17 protein-coding genes and 2 riboswitches are annotated in these 17,310 nt (G+C 62.6%); of the genes, 7 read left to right on the top strand and 10 right to left on the bottom strand.

Features of this window, described 5'->3' with window-relative positions; translation table 11 throughout:
- Positions 1-12: 12 nt before the first annotated feature.
- Positions 13-1,395 (top strand): TrpB-like pyridoxal phosphate-dependent enzyme, encoded by a 1,383-nt coding sequence (locus tag Q1M04_RS06770; protein WP_300345939.1) that lies wholly within the window; start codon positions 13-15, stop codon positions 1,393-1,395.
- 115 nt (positions 1,396-1,510) lie between these two features.
- Here the strand turns inward: Q1M04_RS06770 and Q1M04_RS06765 are convergent, their stop codons facing one another.
- Positions 1,511-2,272, bottom strand: a complete 762-nt coding sequence (locus Q1M04_RS06765; RefSeq protein ID WP_295757289.1) for a ZIP family metal transporter — start codon at positions 2,270-2,272, stop codon at positions 1,511-1,513.
- Positions 2,273-2,399: 127 nt separating this feature from the next.
- Positions 2,400-2,497: riboswitch (purine riboswitch) on the top strand.
- Positions 2,498-2,566: 69 nt separating this feature from the next.
- On the opposite strand from Q1M04_RS06765, the gene Q1M04_RS06760 reads away from it, so the two are divergent.
- The gene (locus Q1M04_RS06760) at positions 2,567-3,835 is read left to right on the top strand and encodes an amidohydrolase family protein (protein ID WP_300345938.1); all 1,269 of its coding nucleotides are present in this window, start codon (positions 2,567-2,569) and stop codon (positions 3,833-3,835) included.
- Between the two features lie 34 nt (positions 3,836-3,869).
- Here the strand turns inward: Q1M04_RS06760 and Q1M04_RS06755 are convergent, their stop codons facing one another.
- The 7 genes from Q1M04_RS06755 to Q1M04_RS06725 all read right to left on the bottom strand — a co-directional run bounded on the left by Q1M04_RS06755 (position 3,870) and on the right by Q1M04_RS06725 (position 10,766).
- Positions 3,870-5,201, bottom strand: a complete 1,332-nt coding sequence (locus Q1M04_RS06755; protein ID WP_300345937.1) for a helix-turn-helix domain-containing protein — start codon at positions 5,199-5,201, stop codon at positions 3,870-3,872.
- Between the two features lie 137 nt (positions 5,202-5,338).
- On the bottom strand, positions 5,339-6,541 hold the full coding sequence (locus Q1M04_RS06750; RefSeq protein ID WP_300345936.1) for a 5-bromo-4-chloroindolyl phosphate hydrolysis family protein: 1,203 nt from the start codon (positions 6,539-6,541) through the stop codon (positions 5,339-5,341).
- 2 nt (positions 6,542-6,543) lie between these two features.
- Positions 6,544-6,756 carry a DUF896 domain-containing protein gene (locus Q1M04_RS06745; RefSeq protein ID WP_300345935.1) on the bottom strand — a complete coding sequence of 71 codons (213 nt, stop codon included), beginning with the start codon at positions 6,754-6,756 and terminating at the stop codon, positions 6,544-6,546.
- Complete coding sequence (locus Q1M04_RS06740) at positions 6,753-6,950, bottom strand: DUF4177 domain-containing protein (RefSeq protein ID WP_293280847.1); 198 nt, start codon at positions 6,948-6,950, stop codon at positions 6,753-6,755. Before Q1M04_RS06740 ends, Q1M04_RS06745 begins: the two co-directional genes overlap by 4 nt.
- Positions 6,951-7,024: 74 nt before the next feature.
- Positions 7,025-7,816, bottom strand: coding sequence for an RNA-binding protein (locus tag Q1M04_RS06735; RefSeq protein WP_300345934.1), 792 nt, complete (start codon positions 7,814-7,816; stop codon positions 7,025-7,027).
- Complete coding sequence (locus Q1M04_RS06730) at positions 7,809-9,560, bottom strand: ABC transporter ATP-binding protein (protein WP_293280851.1); 1,752 nt, start codon at positions 9,558-9,560, stop codon at positions 7,809-7,811. Before Q1M04_RS06730 ends, Q1M04_RS06735 begins: the two co-directional genes overlap by 8 nt.
- Before the next feature lie 114 nt (positions 9,561-9,674).
- On the bottom strand, positions 9,675-10,766 hold the full coding sequence (locus Q1M04_RS06725) for an SH3 domain-containing protein (RefSeq protein WP_300345933.1): 1,092 nt from the start codon (positions 10,764-10,766) through the stop codon (positions 9,675-9,677).
- Between the two features lie 216 nt (positions 10,767-10,982).
- On the opposite strand from Q1M04_RS06725, the gene udk reads away from it, so the two are divergent.
- Positions 10,983-11,600: a uridine kinase gene (gene udk / locus Q1M04_RS06720; protein WP_293280921.1), complete on the top strand. Its 618-nt coding sequence runs from the start codon at positions 10,983-10,985 to the stop codon at positions 11,598-11,600.
- A gap of 56 nt (positions 11,601-11,656) precedes the next feature.
- Here the strand turns inward: udk and Q1M04_RS06715 are convergent, their stop codons facing one another.
- Together Q1M04_RS06715 and Q1M04_RS06710 are read right to left on the bottom strand one after the other, a co-directional pair.
- Positions 11,657-12,319, bottom strand: coding sequence for a hypothetical protein (locus Q1M04_RS06715; RefSeq protein ID WP_300446965.1), 663 nt, complete (start codon positions 12,317-12,319; stop codon positions 11,657-11,659).
- A gap of 52 nt (positions 12,320-12,371) precedes the next feature.
- Positions 12,372-13,607, bottom strand: a complete 1,236-nt coding sequence (locus Q1M04_RS06710; protein WP_297999743.1) for a DNA polymerase IV — start codon at positions 13,605-13,607, stop codon at positions 12,372-12,374.
- Between the two features lie 126 nt (positions 13,608-13,733).
- Positions 13,734-13,872, top strand: a riboswitch (FMN riboswitch).
- Between the two features lie 103 nt (positions 13,873-13,975).
- Between Q1M04_RS06710 and Q1M04_RS06705 the strand changes: the two genes are divergently transcribed.
- The 4 genes from Q1M04_RS06705 to Q1M04_RS06690 all read left to right on the top strand — a co-directional run bounded on the left by Q1M04_RS06705 (position 13,976) and on the right by Q1M04_RS06690 (position 17,288).
- Complete coding sequence (locus tag Q1M04_RS06705) at positions 13,976-14,719, top strand: ECF transporter S component (RefSeq protein ID WP_325187563.1); 744 nt, start codon at positions 13,976-13,978, stop codon at positions 14,717-14,719.
- Positions 14,720-14,904: 185 nt separating this feature from the next.
- The gene (locus Q1M04_RS06700; RefSeq protein WP_293280914.1) at positions 14,905-15,276 is read left to right on the top strand and encodes a metal-dependent transcriptional regulator; all 372 of its coding nucleotides are present in this window, start codon (positions 14,905-14,907) and stop codon (positions 15,274-15,276) included.
- A gap of 273 nt (positions 15,277-15,549) precedes the next feature.
- A complete protein-coding gene (gene ssnA, locus Q1M04_RS06695; protein WP_295757295.1) occupies positions 15,550-16,893 on the top strand; it encodes a putative aminohydrolase SsnA in 1,344 nt (447 codons plus the stop codon).
- 98 nt (positions 16,894-16,991) lie between these two features.
- Positions 16,992-17,288 carry a hypothetical protein gene (locus Q1M04_RS06690; RefSeq protein WP_295757296.1) on the top strand — a complete coding sequence of 99 codons (297 nt, stop codon included), beginning with the start codon at positions 16,992-16,994 and terminating at the stop codon, positions 17,286-17,288.
- The last annotated feature ends 22 nt before the right edge of the window (positions 17,289-17,310 follow it).

Below are 17,310 nucleotides of genomic sequence, written 5' to 3'. Positions count from 1 at the left end.
GGAGCAAGCGTCATGACCTTTGAAAAAATTCCCTACAAGATCTATCTCTCCGAGCAGGAGCTGCCGGCCGCCTGGTACAATGTCCGGGCCGACATGAAGCACAAGCCCTCCCCCCTGTTGAATCCCGGCACCGGGGCCCCCATGGGCTTCGAGGATTTGCGGGGCGTCTTCTGCGACGAGCTCATCCGCCAGGAGCTGGACAACGACACGGCGGAAATCCCCATCCCCCGGGAGATTCGGGACTTTTACAAGATGTACCGTCCCTCTCCCCTGGTCCGGGCCTACTGCCTGGAGGAAAAGCTCCAGACCCCGGCGAACATCTACTACAAGTTTGAGGGCAACAACACCTCCGGCTCCCACAAGCTGAATTCCGCCATCGCCCAGGCCTACTACGCCAAGCGGCAGGGCCTCCTGGGCGTCACCACCGAGACCGGAGCGGGCCAGTGGGGCACCGCCCTCTCCATGGCCTGCGCCTATCTGGGCCTGGACTGCAAGGTCTATATGGTGAAGGTCAGCTACGAGCAAAAGCCCTTCCGCCGGGAGGTCATGCGGACCTACGGCGCCTCCGTCACCCCGTCGCCCTCCATGGAGACGGAAATCGGCCGGAAGATTCTCCAGGAGCACCCCGGCACCACCGGCTCCCTGGGCTGCGCCATTTCCGAGGCGGTGGAGGCGGCGGCGAAAAACCCCGGCTACCGCTACGTGCTGGGAAGCGTTTTGAACCAGGTCCTGCTCCACCAGTCCGTCATCGGCCTGGAGACCAAGGCGGCCCTGGACAAGTACGGCGTGGTTCCCGACATCATCATCGGCTGCGCCGGGGGCGGCAGCAACCTGGGCGGGCTGATCTCCCCCTTCATGGGGGAAAAGCTCCGGGGCGAGCGGGACTACCGCATCCTTGCCGTGGAGCCCGCCTCCTGCCCCAGCCTCACCCGGGGAAAATTCGCCTACGACTTCTGCGACACCGGCATGGTCTGCCCCCTGGCGAAGATGTACACCCTGGGCAGCGGCTTCATCCCCTCCGCCAACCACGCCGGGGGCCTGCGGTACCACGGCATGAGCCCCGTCTTGAGCCAGCTGTACCACGACGGGCTGATAGAGGCCGTGGCCGTGGAACAGACGAAGGTCTTTGAGGCGGCGGAGCTCTTCGCCCGGGTGGAGGGCATCCTCCCCGCCCCGGAGTCCAGCCACGCCATCCGGGCGGCGATGGACGAGGCGCTGAAGTGCAAAGAGACCGGGGAGAAGAAGACCATCGTCTTCGGCCTCACCGGCACCGGGTATTTCGACATGACGGCCTATGAGAAATTCCACAACGGGGAGATGTCGGACTATATCCCCACGGATGAAGAGCTCCAAGCCAGCTTTGACAAGCTGCCCCAGGTCCCCGGACTGGATTGATCCCCAACAGCAAGGAGGCCGCCCGAATGGGGCGGCCTCAGTCTGTCGAAAAAGTCTGCCTTGTGGCAGACTTTTTCGACAGACTGAGGCGGCGGTTTTAAAACCGCCGCGTTTTTCACCCCAGCGCCACGTCCAGCACCATCATAATCAGGAACCCGCCGACAAACCCGCAGGTCCCCGCCCGGCTGTGGGCCTGGGGCACCAGCTCCTCCACCACCACGTACAGCATCGCCCCGGCGGCAAAGCTCAAAAGCCAGGGCATCATAGGGTGGGCCCAGGCGGCGATCAGCACCACCAGGATGCCGAATACCGGCTCCACCGCCCCGGACAGCATCCCGCCGGTAAAGGCCCTCAGCCGCCCCCGGCCCTCCTGCCGCAGGGGCAGGGCCACCGCCGCCCCCTCCGGGAAGTTCTGGATGCCGATGCCCAGGGCCAGGGCCATGGCCCCGGCGGCTCCCTCCCCCGCCGCCGCCAGGGCGAAAGCCAGGCCCACCGCCATGCCCTCCGGCACGTTATGTAGGGTGATGGCCGTCATGAGAAGGGTGTTCTGCCGCCAGGCGTCATTGACCTCCTTCTCCCTCCGCAAACGGGGCAGCAGGCCGTCCAGCGCCGCCAGGAACACCACCCCCAGCAGCATCCCCGCCGCCGCCGGAAGCCAGCCGGGGACCTTCCCCTCCTCCGTCGCCTGGTCGATGGCGGGCAGGAGCAGGCTCCACACGGAGGCCGCCGTCATTACCCCGGCGGCAAAGCCCAGCATCGCCTTTTGAAACCGGGGCTTCGGCTCCCCGGAGAGAAAAAATACCATGGCGGCGCCCAGGGTGGTCATCAGGAACGTGAAGCCCGTGCCCAGGGCGGCCCAGCCAAGAGACCGCAGCATACACATCAACGCCTTATTCTTGATTCGGGCGGCGCATGGGTCCCGGGCCGCCCGTATGCCAGTATAAGCGGAGAGGTCAGAAGTGGTGCTTGCTTTCCTCCGAAGGACATGGTATACTATATGTAACTGGATACAAGGCGAAGGGCCTCATATAAGCCCGCTGTATGGCGCGGGCGTTTCTACGAAGCCGCCGAAGGCTTCTCTATGGGTGTCTGTACGGAGGGGGGAATCCCCCTGCCCGCGCAGGCGTCCTTTTTGTTTTTGTACCGGCAAATTAGAAAAGGGGTTGTTGGCATGTCGATTACCATTTTAAAGGGCACGGTGGTCTCCGCTCCGGCCCTGGGGAAGCTGGACATCACGGAAAACGGCTGTCTGGTGGCGGAGGACGGCAGCATCACCGGGGTCTTTCCCGCCCTGCCGGAGCAATACGCCAGGGCGGCGGTGGAGGATTACGGGGACGCCCTGATTTTGCAGTCCTTCGCGGACCTCCACCTCCACGCCCCCCAGTATCCTATGCTGGGCATGGGCATGGACCTGCCGCTTTTGGACTGGCTAAACACCTACACCTTCCCCACCGAGGCCCGCTTCGCCGACCCGGACTACGCCCGGGAGGTCTACCGCAAGCTTGCCCGGGAGCTGATTGAAAACGGGACCACAAGGGTGTGCATGTTCTCCTCCCTCCACCGCCAGGCCACGCTGATTTTGATGGAGGAGCTGGAAAAAGCCGGGGTCACCGGATACGTGGGCAAGGTGAACATGGACCGCAACGGCATCCCCGCCCTCCAGGAGGAGACGGAGGAATCCCAGCGGGAAACCCTCCGCTGGCTGGAGGAGTGCCGGGACTTCCGGCACGTCAAGCCCATCCTCACCCCCCGGTTCACCCCCTCCTGCACCAATGAACTGATGGACTTTTTGGGGAAGCTGGCGGCGGAGCGGGGCCTCCCGGTCCAGTCCCACCTGTCGGAGAACACCGGGGAAATCCAATGGGTAAAAGAACTGCATCCTGATTGCGGACAGTATTGGGAGACTTACGCGAAATACGGCCTCTGGAACGACCGGACCCTGATGGCCCACTGCGTCTGGTCCGACGAGCGGGAGCGGGCGGCGATGCGCACCGCCGGAGTGACGGTGGTCCACTGCGCGGACTCCAACCAGAATATCTGCTCCGGCACGGCCCCGGTGCGGGTGATGCTGAAGGAGGGGCTGAAGGTGGCCCTGGGCAGCGACATCGCCGGTGGGGACCATCTGAGCATGTTCGACGTGGCGGCGGCCTCCATCCGAGCCTCCAAGGCCCGGCGGATTCTGGACGGCTGGGACACGGACTTCCTCACCGTGGCGGAGGGCTGGTACTTGGGGACCTCCGCCGGGGCGGCGTTCTTTGGGGAGCAGCCGGGCTTCGCCCCGGGGAACCGCCTCCATGCCATTGTGCTGGCGGACGGGGACCTCCCCCAGCCCCACCCCCTGACGGCGGCGGAGCGGCTGGAGCGCTGCGTCTACCGGCGGCAGAGGGGCGCGGTCAAAGCCGTGTGGAGCGACGGCAGGAAGGTCTTTTCCGCCGAATGAACGAAAAACGGGACTGCTTTTGCAGTCCCGTTTCCTATTCAAGCACCCAGCCCTCCGGGTCCGTATTGGAGGTATCCGCGTCCAGGTTGGTCAGCTCCTTCCAGCCCTCGTCCAGGCCGAAGGCCCCGCCGGACCGGACCGCCGTGCGGCCATACACGTCCTCCATGACCGCCGCCACCTGGAACACGTCCCCGGCCTCCGCCGGGACCTCCTGGGGCGCAAAATGGAAATTAAGCCACTGGTAGCCTCTGGTGCCGCCCCCGTCGTTCTGCCGGAGCTTGTCCAGGGCCTTCCACTGCTCCCCGGTGAGGACGGCGGTCTCCTCCTCCACCACCCCCGGCGTCACGGTGAACACCGCCCAGTCCACCAGCTTCATATTCCGAAACAGGCCCACCCGCAGGCTTTCCAGCTCCGCCACGGGCGGGGTATTTTCGGGAAGTCCCGGCTGAATCCCCATCGGGTTCCAGTCCAGGCGCCCGTACTCTTCCCTGCTCCCTCTGGACTCCACCAGGGCAAAGGTCCCGTTTTCCACCGGCTTAAAGCCCAGGGCATAATCCGCCCGCACCGCCGGGAACGTCTGGCCGTAGAGGCCCGTATAGCGCTTCAGCACCTGGGTCTGGCGGGTCCCGTCCGGGTAGAGGAAGTCCACGCAGATGGTCATCGCCTCCTCCAGTTCGCAGTACAAATCGGCCTCGAACCGATGTCCATCCCCCTGGGAGACAATGACCCGGCAGTCGCCGCCCTCGGCGTAGAACGCCGCCCTCATGCCCTCCACGTAGGTCCTGGGCACGGCGTAGGCCGTGAACTTCGCCCGGTTCCCGGCCACGTTCACGTTCCGCAGGGAGACGCCGTAATCGGCGGTGACGGCGTTCTGCTCTTGCAGAAGCTCCTCCACCCGGCTGGAGACGCCGCCGATCTGGCCGTTCACCCCGGCCTCCACCTGGATGATGGCGGCTTGCAGATAGGAGTAATTCCGGGTTAGGTCCTCCAGCCGCCGGTAAAAGCCCCAGAGCACCACGCACAGGCACACCGCCGCCGTGACGGCGGACATTTTCACCACCGCCCTCCGGTGCTCGGACAGCCGGGGCTTCGGCGCGTACCGGGCGGCGATCTCCTCCACCAGGGCAAGCTGCTCCGCCGTCAGTTCCCCGCCGGATGGGGCGGCTTCCTCCTCCACCCCCAGAAGCCAGCCCACGGACACGCCGAACAGGCGGCTCAAGGCCACCAGCTTCTCCACCTCCGGCAATGCGCCGTCGGATTCCCACTTGTAAATGGACTGCCGGGACACGCCCAGCTTCTCCCCCAGGGCCTCCTGGGAGAGGCCGAGCTCCTTTCGCTTCTGGGCCACGCGACGTCCGGTCGTCATGGGGCATCCCTCCTTTGTTGGCTCCAATGATAGCAGGGTGAGGCGGGTTTGTTCCACCAACCAAGGACATTCTTTCTGCTAACCGCAGGTTTACATTCCCGGAAAACGGCCCGGCCCAGGGTGGACCGGGCCGTTTGTCATTCCTCCTCCGCCTGGACGGCGCCCCCGCCCAGGCCGAAGTCCTCCTCCGCGCTGCCGGTGTCCCGGCGGAGCATGTGCTCCATCACCCGGATGTCCGAGTCCACGTCCATGGCGTCCGCCTGGTAGAGCTCGTCCAACTGATGCTCAAAGCCCTTGACGATGGAGTCCATGGTAGTCTCAATCCGCTGCTTGGCCTGGCGGAGGTTGTCCCCCTCCACCCCGGCGGACTCAAACTGGGCGTAGGAGTCCAGCAGCTTCTGAGTGGTGGGCAGGTAGTAGTTCAGGAAAGTACCGATGCGGTCTTTCTTCCTGGGGTCCTCCTCCACGGCTTTGAAGATTTTGGCGGTGATCTCCTCCAGCCGGTCGATTTTGGCGGAGAGCACAGGGTCCGCAATCTGGTCGTTGGCCCGGCGGATGTTGCGGAGGATGCCGGAATAGCCCTCCTCCGCCTCCTTGGGCGGCGCTTTGGGCTCCGCCGCCTCCTGGGCCTCCTCGAACCGCTGGCGGAAGGCCGTTTCCGCGGCGTTCCCGCCCCGGAAGAGGTAGCCCAGCTCCACGTTGAGATAGGCTTTCCCGCCGAAATAGCCCTTGTCGATCATTTTCTCCAGGTCCTTTTCCACCCGCCGCTCCGAGTAGCCCAGGGTCCGGGCCAGCTCGTCGATGGGCATGGCCTCCCGGTCCCCCAGGACCAGGAGGTACTTGGAAAACCGCTTGAGCTGGCGGTCCATGGAGAGGCCGCTGTACAGCATAGCCCCGCCTCCGGCGGTAATGGCCAGTCCCCCCAGCAGGTCCTCCAGCCACCAAAGGGCGGCCGTCCCGTTTTGCAGGACCCACAGCAAGCTGTCTATCGCGTCCACCATCCCATTCAAGCCGAAGAACAGCAGCGCCAGTCCGCCGATTTTCAGCCACCAGGCGTTGGACTTCTTCGCCGCCGGGGACTTGGTGACCTTCTTCACCGCCTTGGCGGCTTTCGTCTGCCGCCGGGGCGGGGCGGTCACGGTCCCGGAAGCCTGGGCCGTCTGTCCCGGCGTGCCCTGGAGGGGCGGGGCCTTCTGAACGGGCTTTTTCTCGTCGTCGGCGAAAAGCTTGCCGAACAGCAGTACCAGCCCCACGGGCCAGAGGCCGAAGCAAAAGGACAATATGATCAGGGGCCAGCCCCAATCCCCTCCGCCGGACGTCTTTTTTCGATTCTCCGCCATGGTCAATCCTCCGTCTCTTTCTTCTCCAGCTTCCGCTTGTTCCCCTGCTCGTCCACGATGTAGGTGTGGTCCAGCTGGCTTTTGAGATTCCCCAGCACCGAGTCGATATACGCCCGGCGGAGGACGGCCCGCTCCTTCTCCTCGTCCGGGGTCAGCCCCGTGAACCGGGCCTTCCGGGCCAGCTCGTTGATGCGGTCGATCTGCTCCTGCTTCATGCTTGTCCCCCCTGTTCCCGCTCGAATACCAAATCGATTTCCAAAATGGAGCCGTTCATCTGCTGGGTGGGAATCCACCCGGCATAGCGCCAGCCCTCCGCCGCCCGCCGGAGAATGGCCTCCCGGTGGCCGGTGGTCTTTCCCACGAAAAACCCCTCGTCGGCGGCAACCGTCTCAAACGCATAGTCCATCATTCCAAACCCTCCCCCTATTCCATACGGGTTTCCGGCCCGCCGTTCTTCAAATTGGTACCGGATTTCTTCCCGCCTCAAACGTAAACCCGCAAGACGATGGAGACGCGCCCCTTCCGGGTCAGGCCCCCCACCTCGCTGAGCTCGAATTTTCCAAAGCCCCGGGCGGACACCACGTCCCCCGCCTCCAGCAGCTTGTCCGGCTTCACGCACTCCCGCCAGTTGAGCTGAACCTTGCCGCTTTCAATGAGGGCGGCGGCCTTCCCCCGGGCCAGCCGGAAGCCGGAGGCCGCCACCGCGTCCAGCCGGAGAGAGGACACCGTGTCCCGGACCTCCTTCCGCTGAACCGTTGGAATATGGAGGTTTTCCGGCTCGATGGCGAAAACCCGGAGCTTTGCTCGCCCGGCGGAGTTCCAGCTTTGCAGGAGAAAGTCCGCAACGCCCTCCAAAACCAAAAGGTCCGCGCTTCCGGGGGCCACAAGAATGTCCCCCACCTTCTCCCGCACAATGCCCATGCCCATCAGGCTCCCCAGGAAATCCCGGTGGGTCAGCTTCTCCTCCTCCCGGAAGACGGCCCGGAGACAGCGGATGGGGGCCTCGGCGCTCTCCGGCTCCATCCAGTCGGGGAGGAACTGCAAAACCTGCCGCTCCGCCCCCTCATAGCCCCCCTGGAGCACGTAAGCGCTCTCGGAAATCCCCGCCAGATGCAGAAGGTCCAGGGCCTGGGCCCGCTGCTGGGGGCTGAGGAAGTCCGTGGCGGCGGGAATGTTCCGCCCTGACGCCTGCTCCGCCTTGTCCAGCACCTTCGCCAGGGCCAGCCGGTCCTCCCCGGCAAGGCCCAGGCGGTCCAGCAGCGCGCCCTTATCCATGGCGCAGCTCCTGGGTGTGGACCAGGGCGGCATAGGCCCCGTCCTTGGCCATCAGCTCCTCGTGGCTTCCCAGCTCCACCATGCGCCCGTCCTCAATGACGGCGATGCGGTCCGCATTGCGGACGGTGGAGAGCCGGTGGGCGATGATGATGGTGGTCCGGCCCTGAGAGAGCTTGTCAAAGGCCTCCTGGAGCTTGGCCTCCGTCACGCTGTCCAGGGCCGACGTGGCCTCGTCCAGAATCAGCACCGGGGGGTCCTTCAAAAAGATGCGGGCAATGGAAATCCGCTGCTTCTGCCCGCCGGAGAGAAGCACGCCCCGCTCGCCCACATAGGTGTTGAACCCGTCGGGCATGGCGACGATATCGTCGTAGATCTCCGCCAGGCGGGCGGCCCGGGCCACTTCCTCTTCGGTTGCCCCGGGGCGGCCGTAGCGGATGTTCTCCAGGATGCTGGCGGCAAAGAGGAACACGTCCTGCTGGACCACGCCCACGTTCCGCCGGAGGGACTCCTGGGTCACCTGCCGCACGTCCGCGCCGTCCAGCCGGACGGCCCCTTCCGTCACATCGTAAAACCGGGGGATGAGCTGGCAGAGGGTGGACTTTCCCCCGCCGGAGGGCCCCACCACCGCCAGCGTCTCGCCAGGGCGGATATGGAGGTCCACGTCCCGCAGCACCGCCGCGTCGCCCTGATAGGCAAAGCTCACATGGTCCACGTCGATTTTGCCCTCCACCCGGTCCAGCCGCCGGGCGTCCGGCGCGTCCTTCAGGGCGGGCTCCTCCCGCATCAGCTCGATGAAGCGGCCCAGGCCCGCCGTGCCGTTGGCGAAGAGCTCGGCGAAGTTGCTGAGCTTTCGCACCGGGGTGACGAAGGTGGTGATATAAAGGCTGAAGGTGGTCAGGTCAATGACGTTCAGCTCCCCCCGCATGATGAACAGCCCCCCGGCAGCGATGACGGCGGCGGAGAGGATGCAGAGGAAGAACTCCATGGTGGCGTTGAAGCGGCCCATGGCCTTGTGGAAGGCCCGCTTGGAGGTCTTGAAGGTTGCGTTGGAGCTGTCGAACTTCTGGAGCTCCGCCCCCTCGTTGGCGAAGGCCTTGGCCGTGCGGATGCCGGAGAGGCCGGACTCGATGTCGGAGTTAATGACGGCGGTTTTCTGCTTCACGGCGGCGGAGGCCTCGCTCATGGAGCGGCGGCAGGACCAGACCACGGCGAAGAACACCGGGACGATGCAGGCAATCACCAGGGCCAGCCGCCACTGGATGGTGAACATGATGATTAGGGACCCCACGATGGTGACGCCGGAGATGAAAATGTCCTCCGGCCCGTGGTGGGCCAGCTCCGTGATGTCGAAAAGGTCCGCCGTGAGGCGGCTCATGAGCTGGCCGGTGCGGTTCTTGTCGTAGTAGTTGAAGCTCAGCTCCTGCATGTGGCGGAAGAGGTCGTGGCGGATGTCCGCCTCCACCAGGATGCCGAAGGTGTGGCCCCAGTAGCAGATGACATAGGTCAGCAGGGCCCGGAGAACGAAAGCGGCAAACACCACCGCCATGACGGCAAAGAAAGTCCTATAGGCGCTTTGCGGCAAAAGCTCGTACATGCACCAGCGGGACACGGCGGGAAAGGCCAGGTCGATCAGGGAAATCAGCAGGGCACAGGCCAGGTCCATGATGAACAGCTTCCGGTGGGGCCGGAAGTAGGAGAGGAAGATTTGCAGGGGGGATTTTCGCTGGAAATCCTGGGTGGTCATAGAGACGTCCTCCGTTGTCAGTACATAATTTTACAGTTTAGGATTATAGCATAACTCTCTGCCGGATGCAAGAAACATCCCCGGACGGAAACCGTCCGGGGATGCCGTTTTGTCTCAGCCGTTTGCAAGGAACTCGCCCTTCATATAGCCGGTGGTGGTCACGCCGCCCACGGCGGTGAAGGTGATCTCGTACCAGTCGTCGGTCCCCGTGGCGCGGACCACCTGGACAGAGCCGCCGTTGGGCACGGTGGCCAGGATGTCGTAGCTGGTGCCGGGGCCGGAGCGGACCCGGACGCCGTTGCCGCCGTTGACCACCACGGCCTTGCCCGCTTTCAAGGTCCCGCCAGAGGTGGTCCCGCCAGAAGTGGTTCCGCCAGAGGTGGTCCCGCCAGAAGTGGTCCCGCCGCCGGACGGGGCGGAGCCGCCGGTGACCCGGACGATGCAGATGGCCCGCTTGGACCCGTCGGTGACCACGACATTGGTGATGCCGGCGGCCACGGGGGTGATTGTGCCGTCGCTGCCCACGGTGGCGATGGAGGGGTTCTCGCTGATCCAGGTATAGGTCCCGGTGCCGCCGGACACCCGCAGCTTATAGGCCCCCTCGGAAACATTGCGGGTAAAGTCCGTACTGTTCAGCGTCAGGCCGCCGGGCAGGGCCGCGGCGGAGGCGTAGCTCATGCCGCCGGAGCTGCCGCCGGGCGTCGTGCCGTCGGAACTGCCGCCGGGTGTCGTGCCGCTTCCCTCGGGCGCGGTGCTGGTGCCCGGAAGTTCCGGAGCGTCCGTGCCGGGTTCTTCCGCGCCGGGATCGCCGGAGGCGTCCGGGCCGTCCGTTTCGCCGGGGTCCACAGCGGGGGTATTGCCGGGCGCGGGGGTGGAAACATCCGGCTGCTGCGGCTCCGTGATGCCGGGCTTGTTGTCCTCCGGGTCCTTGTCCTTGCCGAAGAGCTTGTCCCCGTAGAGAAGGTACACCAGCAGCAGGGCCATCAGTACAATCAAAACCAGCAAAATGGGCGTCACGATGCTGTAGGCGCTCCGCCCGCCGTGGCCTCCATGGCCGCCGGGGCTTCGGACCCCCTCCCGGAGGATGGGGCGGCGTGCAGGCTCCTGCTGCTCGTCCTCCCAGTACTCCTCTTCCTCGCAGAAGGGGCACTCTTTATAGGTGTCGGAATATCTCTCCCCGCAGACGGGGCAGCGCTTCATTGCCATGTCGGTCCTCCCGTATGTGATCTTTATGTGATCTTCATCGTCAAAACCCCGCGGGTTTTGTTATCATCGCATTTTCTATCATATCCATTTTCCAAGCCGCCGTCAAGTGCGAGTTCGTCAAAATTTGTGAACTTTTCAGGTTCTCCTTGCTTTTTCGCCCCGGAACCATATAATGGAACTTGGGGAATCAAATCGAACCGACGGGAGGAACACGGTATGAACGCCATCATCATCGGCATCGCCGGGGGAAGCGGCTCCGGCAAAACCACCCTGGCCCAGCATTTGAAGGATCACTTTGGCGGCAGCGTCACCGTGATTGGGCACGACAGCTACTACAAGCGGCAGGAGGGCAAGACCTACGAGGAGCGGGCCCTCCAGAACTACGACCACCCCGACGCCTTTGAGACGGACCTTCTGATCCGGCACCTCCGGGAGCTGCGGGAGGGCCGCTCCGTCCAGTGCCCGGTATACTCCTATGTGGACCACAACCGGACGGACAAGACGGTGGAGATCTTCCCCACCAAGGTTTTGATTGTGGAGGGCTTTTTGATCCTCCACGAGCCCCTCCTCCGGGAGCTGTTTGATATTAAGATCTTTGTGGAGACCGACGCGGACGAGCGCATCCTCCGCCGCTGCCTGCGGGACGTGGAGGAGCGGGGACGGACCCTGCGGTCCGTGGTGACCCAGTACCTGACCACGGTAAAGCCCATGCATGAGCAGTATGTGGAGCCCTCCCGGAAGTACGCCGATATCATCGTTTTGGAGGGGGGCCATAACCTGGTGGCCCTGGAGATGATCATGCAGCGGATTCAGAACCACATTGATAAAGAGTGAAAGGGGAGCGGCCTACAGCCGCTCCCCTCATAAATATCCATCTATAGCATTGCGCGTCACTGCGCTTTTTTCAGCCTTCGGATTTCCGCAGAATGACTCTTAACAACCGCCTCCAGAACGTCAAGGCGGTCCTCAGTCTGCTCCATAGTCTCCATCGGAACCTGCTTCTCCTGAATCAGCTTAATCTGCTCGGCCAGGAGGTCAAACTTGGGCTCAAAGTATGCCTCCATCAGGGCCATCATCTCGCCCTTGGCATGCCGGAGGTCTTCCTTTGTAGCCATCTCTCTCTTATGTGCCGCTATATCTCCCTTGAGAGTTCCTACATCTCCCTTGAGAGTTCCTACATCTCCCTTGAGAGTTCCTACATCTCCCTTGAGAGTTCCTACATCTCCCTTGAGAGTTCCTACATCTCCCTTGAGAGTTCCTACATCTTCCTTGAGAGCCCCTACATCTCCCTTGAGAGTTCCTACATCTCCCTTGAGAGTTCCTACATCTCCCTTGAGAGTTCCTACATCTCCCTTGAGAGCCCCTACATCTTCCTTGAGAGTTCCTACATCTTCCTTGAGAGTTCCTACATCTTCCTTGAGAGATCCCATATCTTCCTTGAGAGCCCCTACATCTTCCTTCGTAGCGGAACCAGATCGCAGGACCGATATGTCTTCCTGCATTGTATCCATCCGCCGGTTCATTGCCCCAAGTATTTCCAGGATCTTTTCCATATCGCTCATCCTCTTCACCCCGTTCTCAATTATATCATATATTTTTCCCCCGTCAAGAAAAACCCTTCTTTCGGAAGCCTCCCCCTTCCTCCGGGTCCTCCGGCGTCCGTCCGCCGAAGGCGATGGACCCGCCGCCGTACTTCCGCCGGATGCCGTCCATGGCGGCCTCCAGCCGCTCCTGCCGTTCCCGGTCCGGGGCGCTTCCGGCGGTGAAGAGATTCGTCTGCTCATAGGTCTCCTCCTCCGGCGTCAAATGAATCGCCGTCACCGTCAGGGCCCGGACGGGATTGGGGGGCTTCCACAGCTCCTCCGCCAGCTCCAGGGCGGCGGCGGAAATATCCCGAATCAAATGGGTGGGGACCGGGAGCTGCCGCTGGCGGGAGCGGTCGTGAAAGGCCGGGTCCCGGACCGTCACATGAACCCCTCCGGCGTAAAGCCCCGCCCGGCGGAGGCGTCCCGCCACGCTGTCCGACAGCAGGCGGACGCCCGCCGCCACCTGGGCCCGGGTGGTGAGGTTCTTGGGGAAAGTGGTGCCGTTGCCCACGGACTTCACCGCCTCCGGGGTGTGGCGGGAGCGCACCGGCTCCCGGTCCAGCCCGTTGGCGTAGTCGTGGATCTGCCCCCCCAGCTTGCCCATCAGCTCCTCCAGCGTCTCCCGAGGGAACGCCGCCAGCTCTCCGATGGTCCGGACGCCGTACTGCCCCAGCAGCTTCTGCGCCGCACCCCCCACATAGAGCATATCCCCCGCCGGGAGGGGCCAGACAAGCTCCCGCCAGTTCTCCCGGCAAATCACGGTGGTGGCGTCGGGCTTTTTGTAGTCGCTGCCCAGCTTGGCGAAGACCTTGTTGAAGGAGACCCCCACGGAGAGGGTCAGACCCAGCTCCTTTTTCACCCTCCGCCGGAGGGTATCCGCCAGGGCCGCCCCATCCATGCCGAAGAGGTGGAGGGTGTTTGTCACGTCCAGCCAGCTCTCGTCGATGCCGAAGGGCTCCACCAGGTCGGTGTACTCGTCGTAGATGGCGTTGACCTTCCGGGAGTACTCCCGGTAAAGCCGGTGGTGGGGCGGCAGGAGGATCAGCTCCGGGCACTTCTTCCTGGCCTGCCAGATGGTTTCCGCCGTCCGGACGCCGAAGCCCTTGGCGGGGTCATTCTTCGCCAGGATGATGCCGTGACGGGAAGAGGGGTCCCCGCAGACGGCCACGGGGAGCTTTTTCAGTTCCGGGTGGTCCAGCAGCTCCACGGAGGCGTAGAAGCTGTTCAGGTCACAGTGGAGAATGACACGGTTCATGGGCGTCCTCCTCTCCGTTTGATGCCTTTATGATAGCACATCCGTTCCAATATGAAAAGAGCAAAATTAGGGCTTGCATTTTCCGGCGGACTATCGTATACTAGGCCCAGGAAACAGAACTGAATACTTTGTCTTCAGGGCGGGGCGCAATTCCCCACTGGCGGTACAGTCCGCGACCGGAGGCCGTTTTCTATAGAGCACGGCCCCCGCTGACCCGGTGAAACTCCGGGACCAACAGTCACAGTCTGGATGGAAGAAGATGAGTGCGGCTTGAGCCGCGCCTTTCGGCGCGCTTCTTTGCTGCTTGTTCACCTTGGAGAAGCCAAAGCATCCAGGGTGTTTTCAAGTATGTAAAGGAGTGTTTTCTTATGTCCAACTACGAGTCCAATGTCACCACCGCCCCCGCCGACGAGTACGCCGCCGGAGCCGCCGCCGAGCTCCGGATGCACCGGGAATCCCAAAGCGCCGTCAAGACCGTCACCTCCCTGGCCATGCTGACGGCCCTAACCTATGTGGCCATGCTCCTCAGCAAGATGCTGCCCCAGATCTCCGGCTTCCTCCAGATGGATGTGAAGGACACCGTGGTCTGCATCGGCGGCTTCCTCTTCGGGCCCCTCTCCGCCGCCATCATCTCCATTGTGGTGGCCCTGGTGGAGATGTTCACTGTCAGCGACACCGGCCCCATCGGCCTTGTCATGAACGTATTGGCCACCTGCGCCTTCTGCTGCACCGCCTCCTTTGTCTACAAGAAAATGCGTACCCGGAAGGGCGCGGTCCTGGGCCTGGCCCTGGGCACCGTGGTGCTGACGGTGGTCATGATCCTCTGGAACTACCTGATCACCCCCCTCTACATGGGCATTCCCCGGGAAACCGTCGCCTCCATGCTGCCCACCGTGTTCCTCCCCTTTAACCTGGTGAAGGGCGGGCTGAACATGGCCTTGATCCTGCTCCTCTACAAGCCCGTGGTCACCGCCCTGCGGAAGGCACGGCTGGCCCCCGAGCGGGAGAGCGTCCAGAGCGGCGACCGCTTCGACGCGGGCTTCCTGCTGTTCTCCCTGGCTCTGCTGGCGACCTTCGTCCTGCTGGTGCTGGTGCTGGCGGGAAAAATCTGAATCGGGAACCCCTCGCAGCCGCAAATTTTGGGGCGGAGCCTGACGGCTCCGTCCCGTTTTTCCCCCGATCCCCCGTTCATTGGGTAGATTTCCAAAAATTTCCGGGCCTTGTGACAAAAACAACTTGCATTTTTTGGAAATCTTTGTTATCATGGTAAACTTAAGCAGAAGGGAGGCGCATCGTCTTGGTCATACATGAATCCGCGGAGGATTACCTGGAGTCCATCTTGATCATCCAGGAGCAGTCCGGCCAGGTCCGGTCCATCGACGTGGTGAACAAGCTGGGGTATTCCAAGCCCAGCGTCAGCATCGCCATGAAAAAGCTGCGGGAGAGCGGCTATATCGTCATGGCCGGAGACGGGAACATCACCCTGACCGCCACCGGCATGGAAATCGCCAGCCGCATCTACCGCCGCCACAAGACCATCACCCGGCTCTTCGAGCTGATGGGCGTCTCCCCGGAACAGGCCGCGGCGGACGCCTGCAAGGTGGAGCACGATCTCAGCGAAGAGACCTTCGCGCGCATCTGCGCCTATGTAGAGGCCCCGCCCCAGTGACGGCGGTCCCAGGAAAAGCCCCCGGACGGGCAGGAAGTTTCCGGCGTTTTGTCTAAAAAGAGGCGGGGAAGTTCTCTGTTTGGGGGCTTGCATTTTTGCGGGCTCTTCGGTACAATAAACGTAATAAAGCAAGGATAGATGGCTGCAACGGAGTGCCGCGCGCACGGGCCCGCACCTGTCTTTCCATGCGGGCCGACAGGTGTTTCAAGTCCGAGTGGATTTGGGGCGCCTTTCTTTTTTTACCCGAAATTCAATTCAAGGAGGACTTTTCTTATGATCCTACTGGCAAACGGCAAGCTCATCACCCGGGACCCCAGCGGCACCGGCTACCTGCCCGACGGCGGCGTGGTCACCGACGGCGGGAAAATTGTCGAGGTGGGCGAAACCGCCGCCCTGAAGGCGAAATATCCCCAGGCGGAATTCGTGGACGCCAAGGGCGGGGTCATCATGCCCGGCCTCATCAACGCCCACACCCACATCTATTCCGCCCTGGCCCGGGGCCTCAGCATCAACGGCTACGCCCCCACCAACTTCTACGAGGTGCTGGACGGCCAGTGGTGGTACATCGACCGCCACCTGGACCTGGCGGCTACGAAGGCCAGCGCCCAGGCTCTGGTGATCGACTCCATCAAGCAGGGCGTCACCACCATCTTCGACCACCACGCCTCCTTCTGCGAGATCCCCGGCTCCCTCATGGAAATCGCCAAGGTCACGGAGTCCATGGGTATGCGGGCCTGCCTGTGCTATGAGGTCAGCGACCGGGACGGCGAGGAAAAATCCCTCCAGTCCGTCCAGGAGAACAAGGACTTCATCGACTACTGCGAGAGCCGCCCCTCCGACATGCTGAAGGCCATGTTCGGCGGACACGCCCTGTTTACGATTTCCGACAAGACCTTCGACCGGATGGCCGCCGCCAACGGGGGCCGGGTGGGCTACCACATCCATGTCTCCGAGGGCATGAACGACGTGTATGACTCCCTCCAGAACTACGGACGCCGCCCGGTCCAGCGCCTCCAGGACCACGGCATCCTGGGCCCCAAGACCATCCTGGGCCACTGCATCCATGTGAACACGGCGGAAATGGACATCATCAAAGAAACGGACACCATGTGCGTCAACAACCCGGAAAGCAACATGGGCAACGCCGTGGGCTGCTCCCCGGTGCTCCAGCTCTACAAAAAGGGCATCCTGGTGGGCCTGGGCACCGACGCCTATACCAACGACATGCTGGAGAGCATTAAGGCAGCCCTGACGATTCAGCGGCACAACGCCTGCCTCCCCGGCGTGGGCTGGTGCGAGGTGACGGATATGCTCTTCAAAAACAACGCCAAGATGGCCCAGCGGGCCGGATTCCCGGAGACGGGCGTGCTGAAAGCCGGGGCGGCGGCGGACGTGATCGTCATGGACTACAAGCCCTTCACGCCGTTTTCCGACGCGAACATTGACGGGCACATGCTCTTCGGCATGACGGGCCGCCAGTGCCAGACGACCATGATCAACGGCAAAATCCTGATGAAAGACCGCCAGCTGACGGAAATCGACGAGGAGGCCGTCAACGCCGAAATTCTCCAGGTTTCCAAGAAGCTCTGGGGCCAGCTCAATCACTGCGAGTATTGAAGCACCACTATGTTAAGGTTCACCGTTGGTTTTCTATTTGGATTTGTCCGTAATCTCCTGAAACATCCCAAACAGCTGCCTGTAAGGGAGGAATTTCTATGGATATACCGGAACAGCAGCGAAAGTTTGCCCATTATTTAAGCACACACTATTCCTCCGCATATTCAGACCATATAGCCAGCGAAGTCTTCTATGTTTACCGCCACAATATTGGAATTCCGTTCCAAGAAATATTTTCAAACGAACGGACAATGGAAGCCGCCAGAAAATTGCTCATTGCCTATTTTGAGAATATGGAACGTCCCAGGAAAGACCCCAAAGGCCACGCCTCTGTCCATTACAGCTATTGGCTAAAATTCAAGGAATTTTTAGATTCCACCGGAAAAACACTTTGATTGAACGCTTAAAATTTATTCT

It is taken from the genome of uncultured Oscillibacter sp. (genome assembly GCF_950073225.1).
In the GTDB taxonomy this organism is placed as follows: Bacteria; Bacillota; Clostridia; order Oscillospirales; family Oscillospiraceae; genus Oscillibacter.
This window is presented reverse-complemented; position numbering and strand designations above follow the sequence as displayed.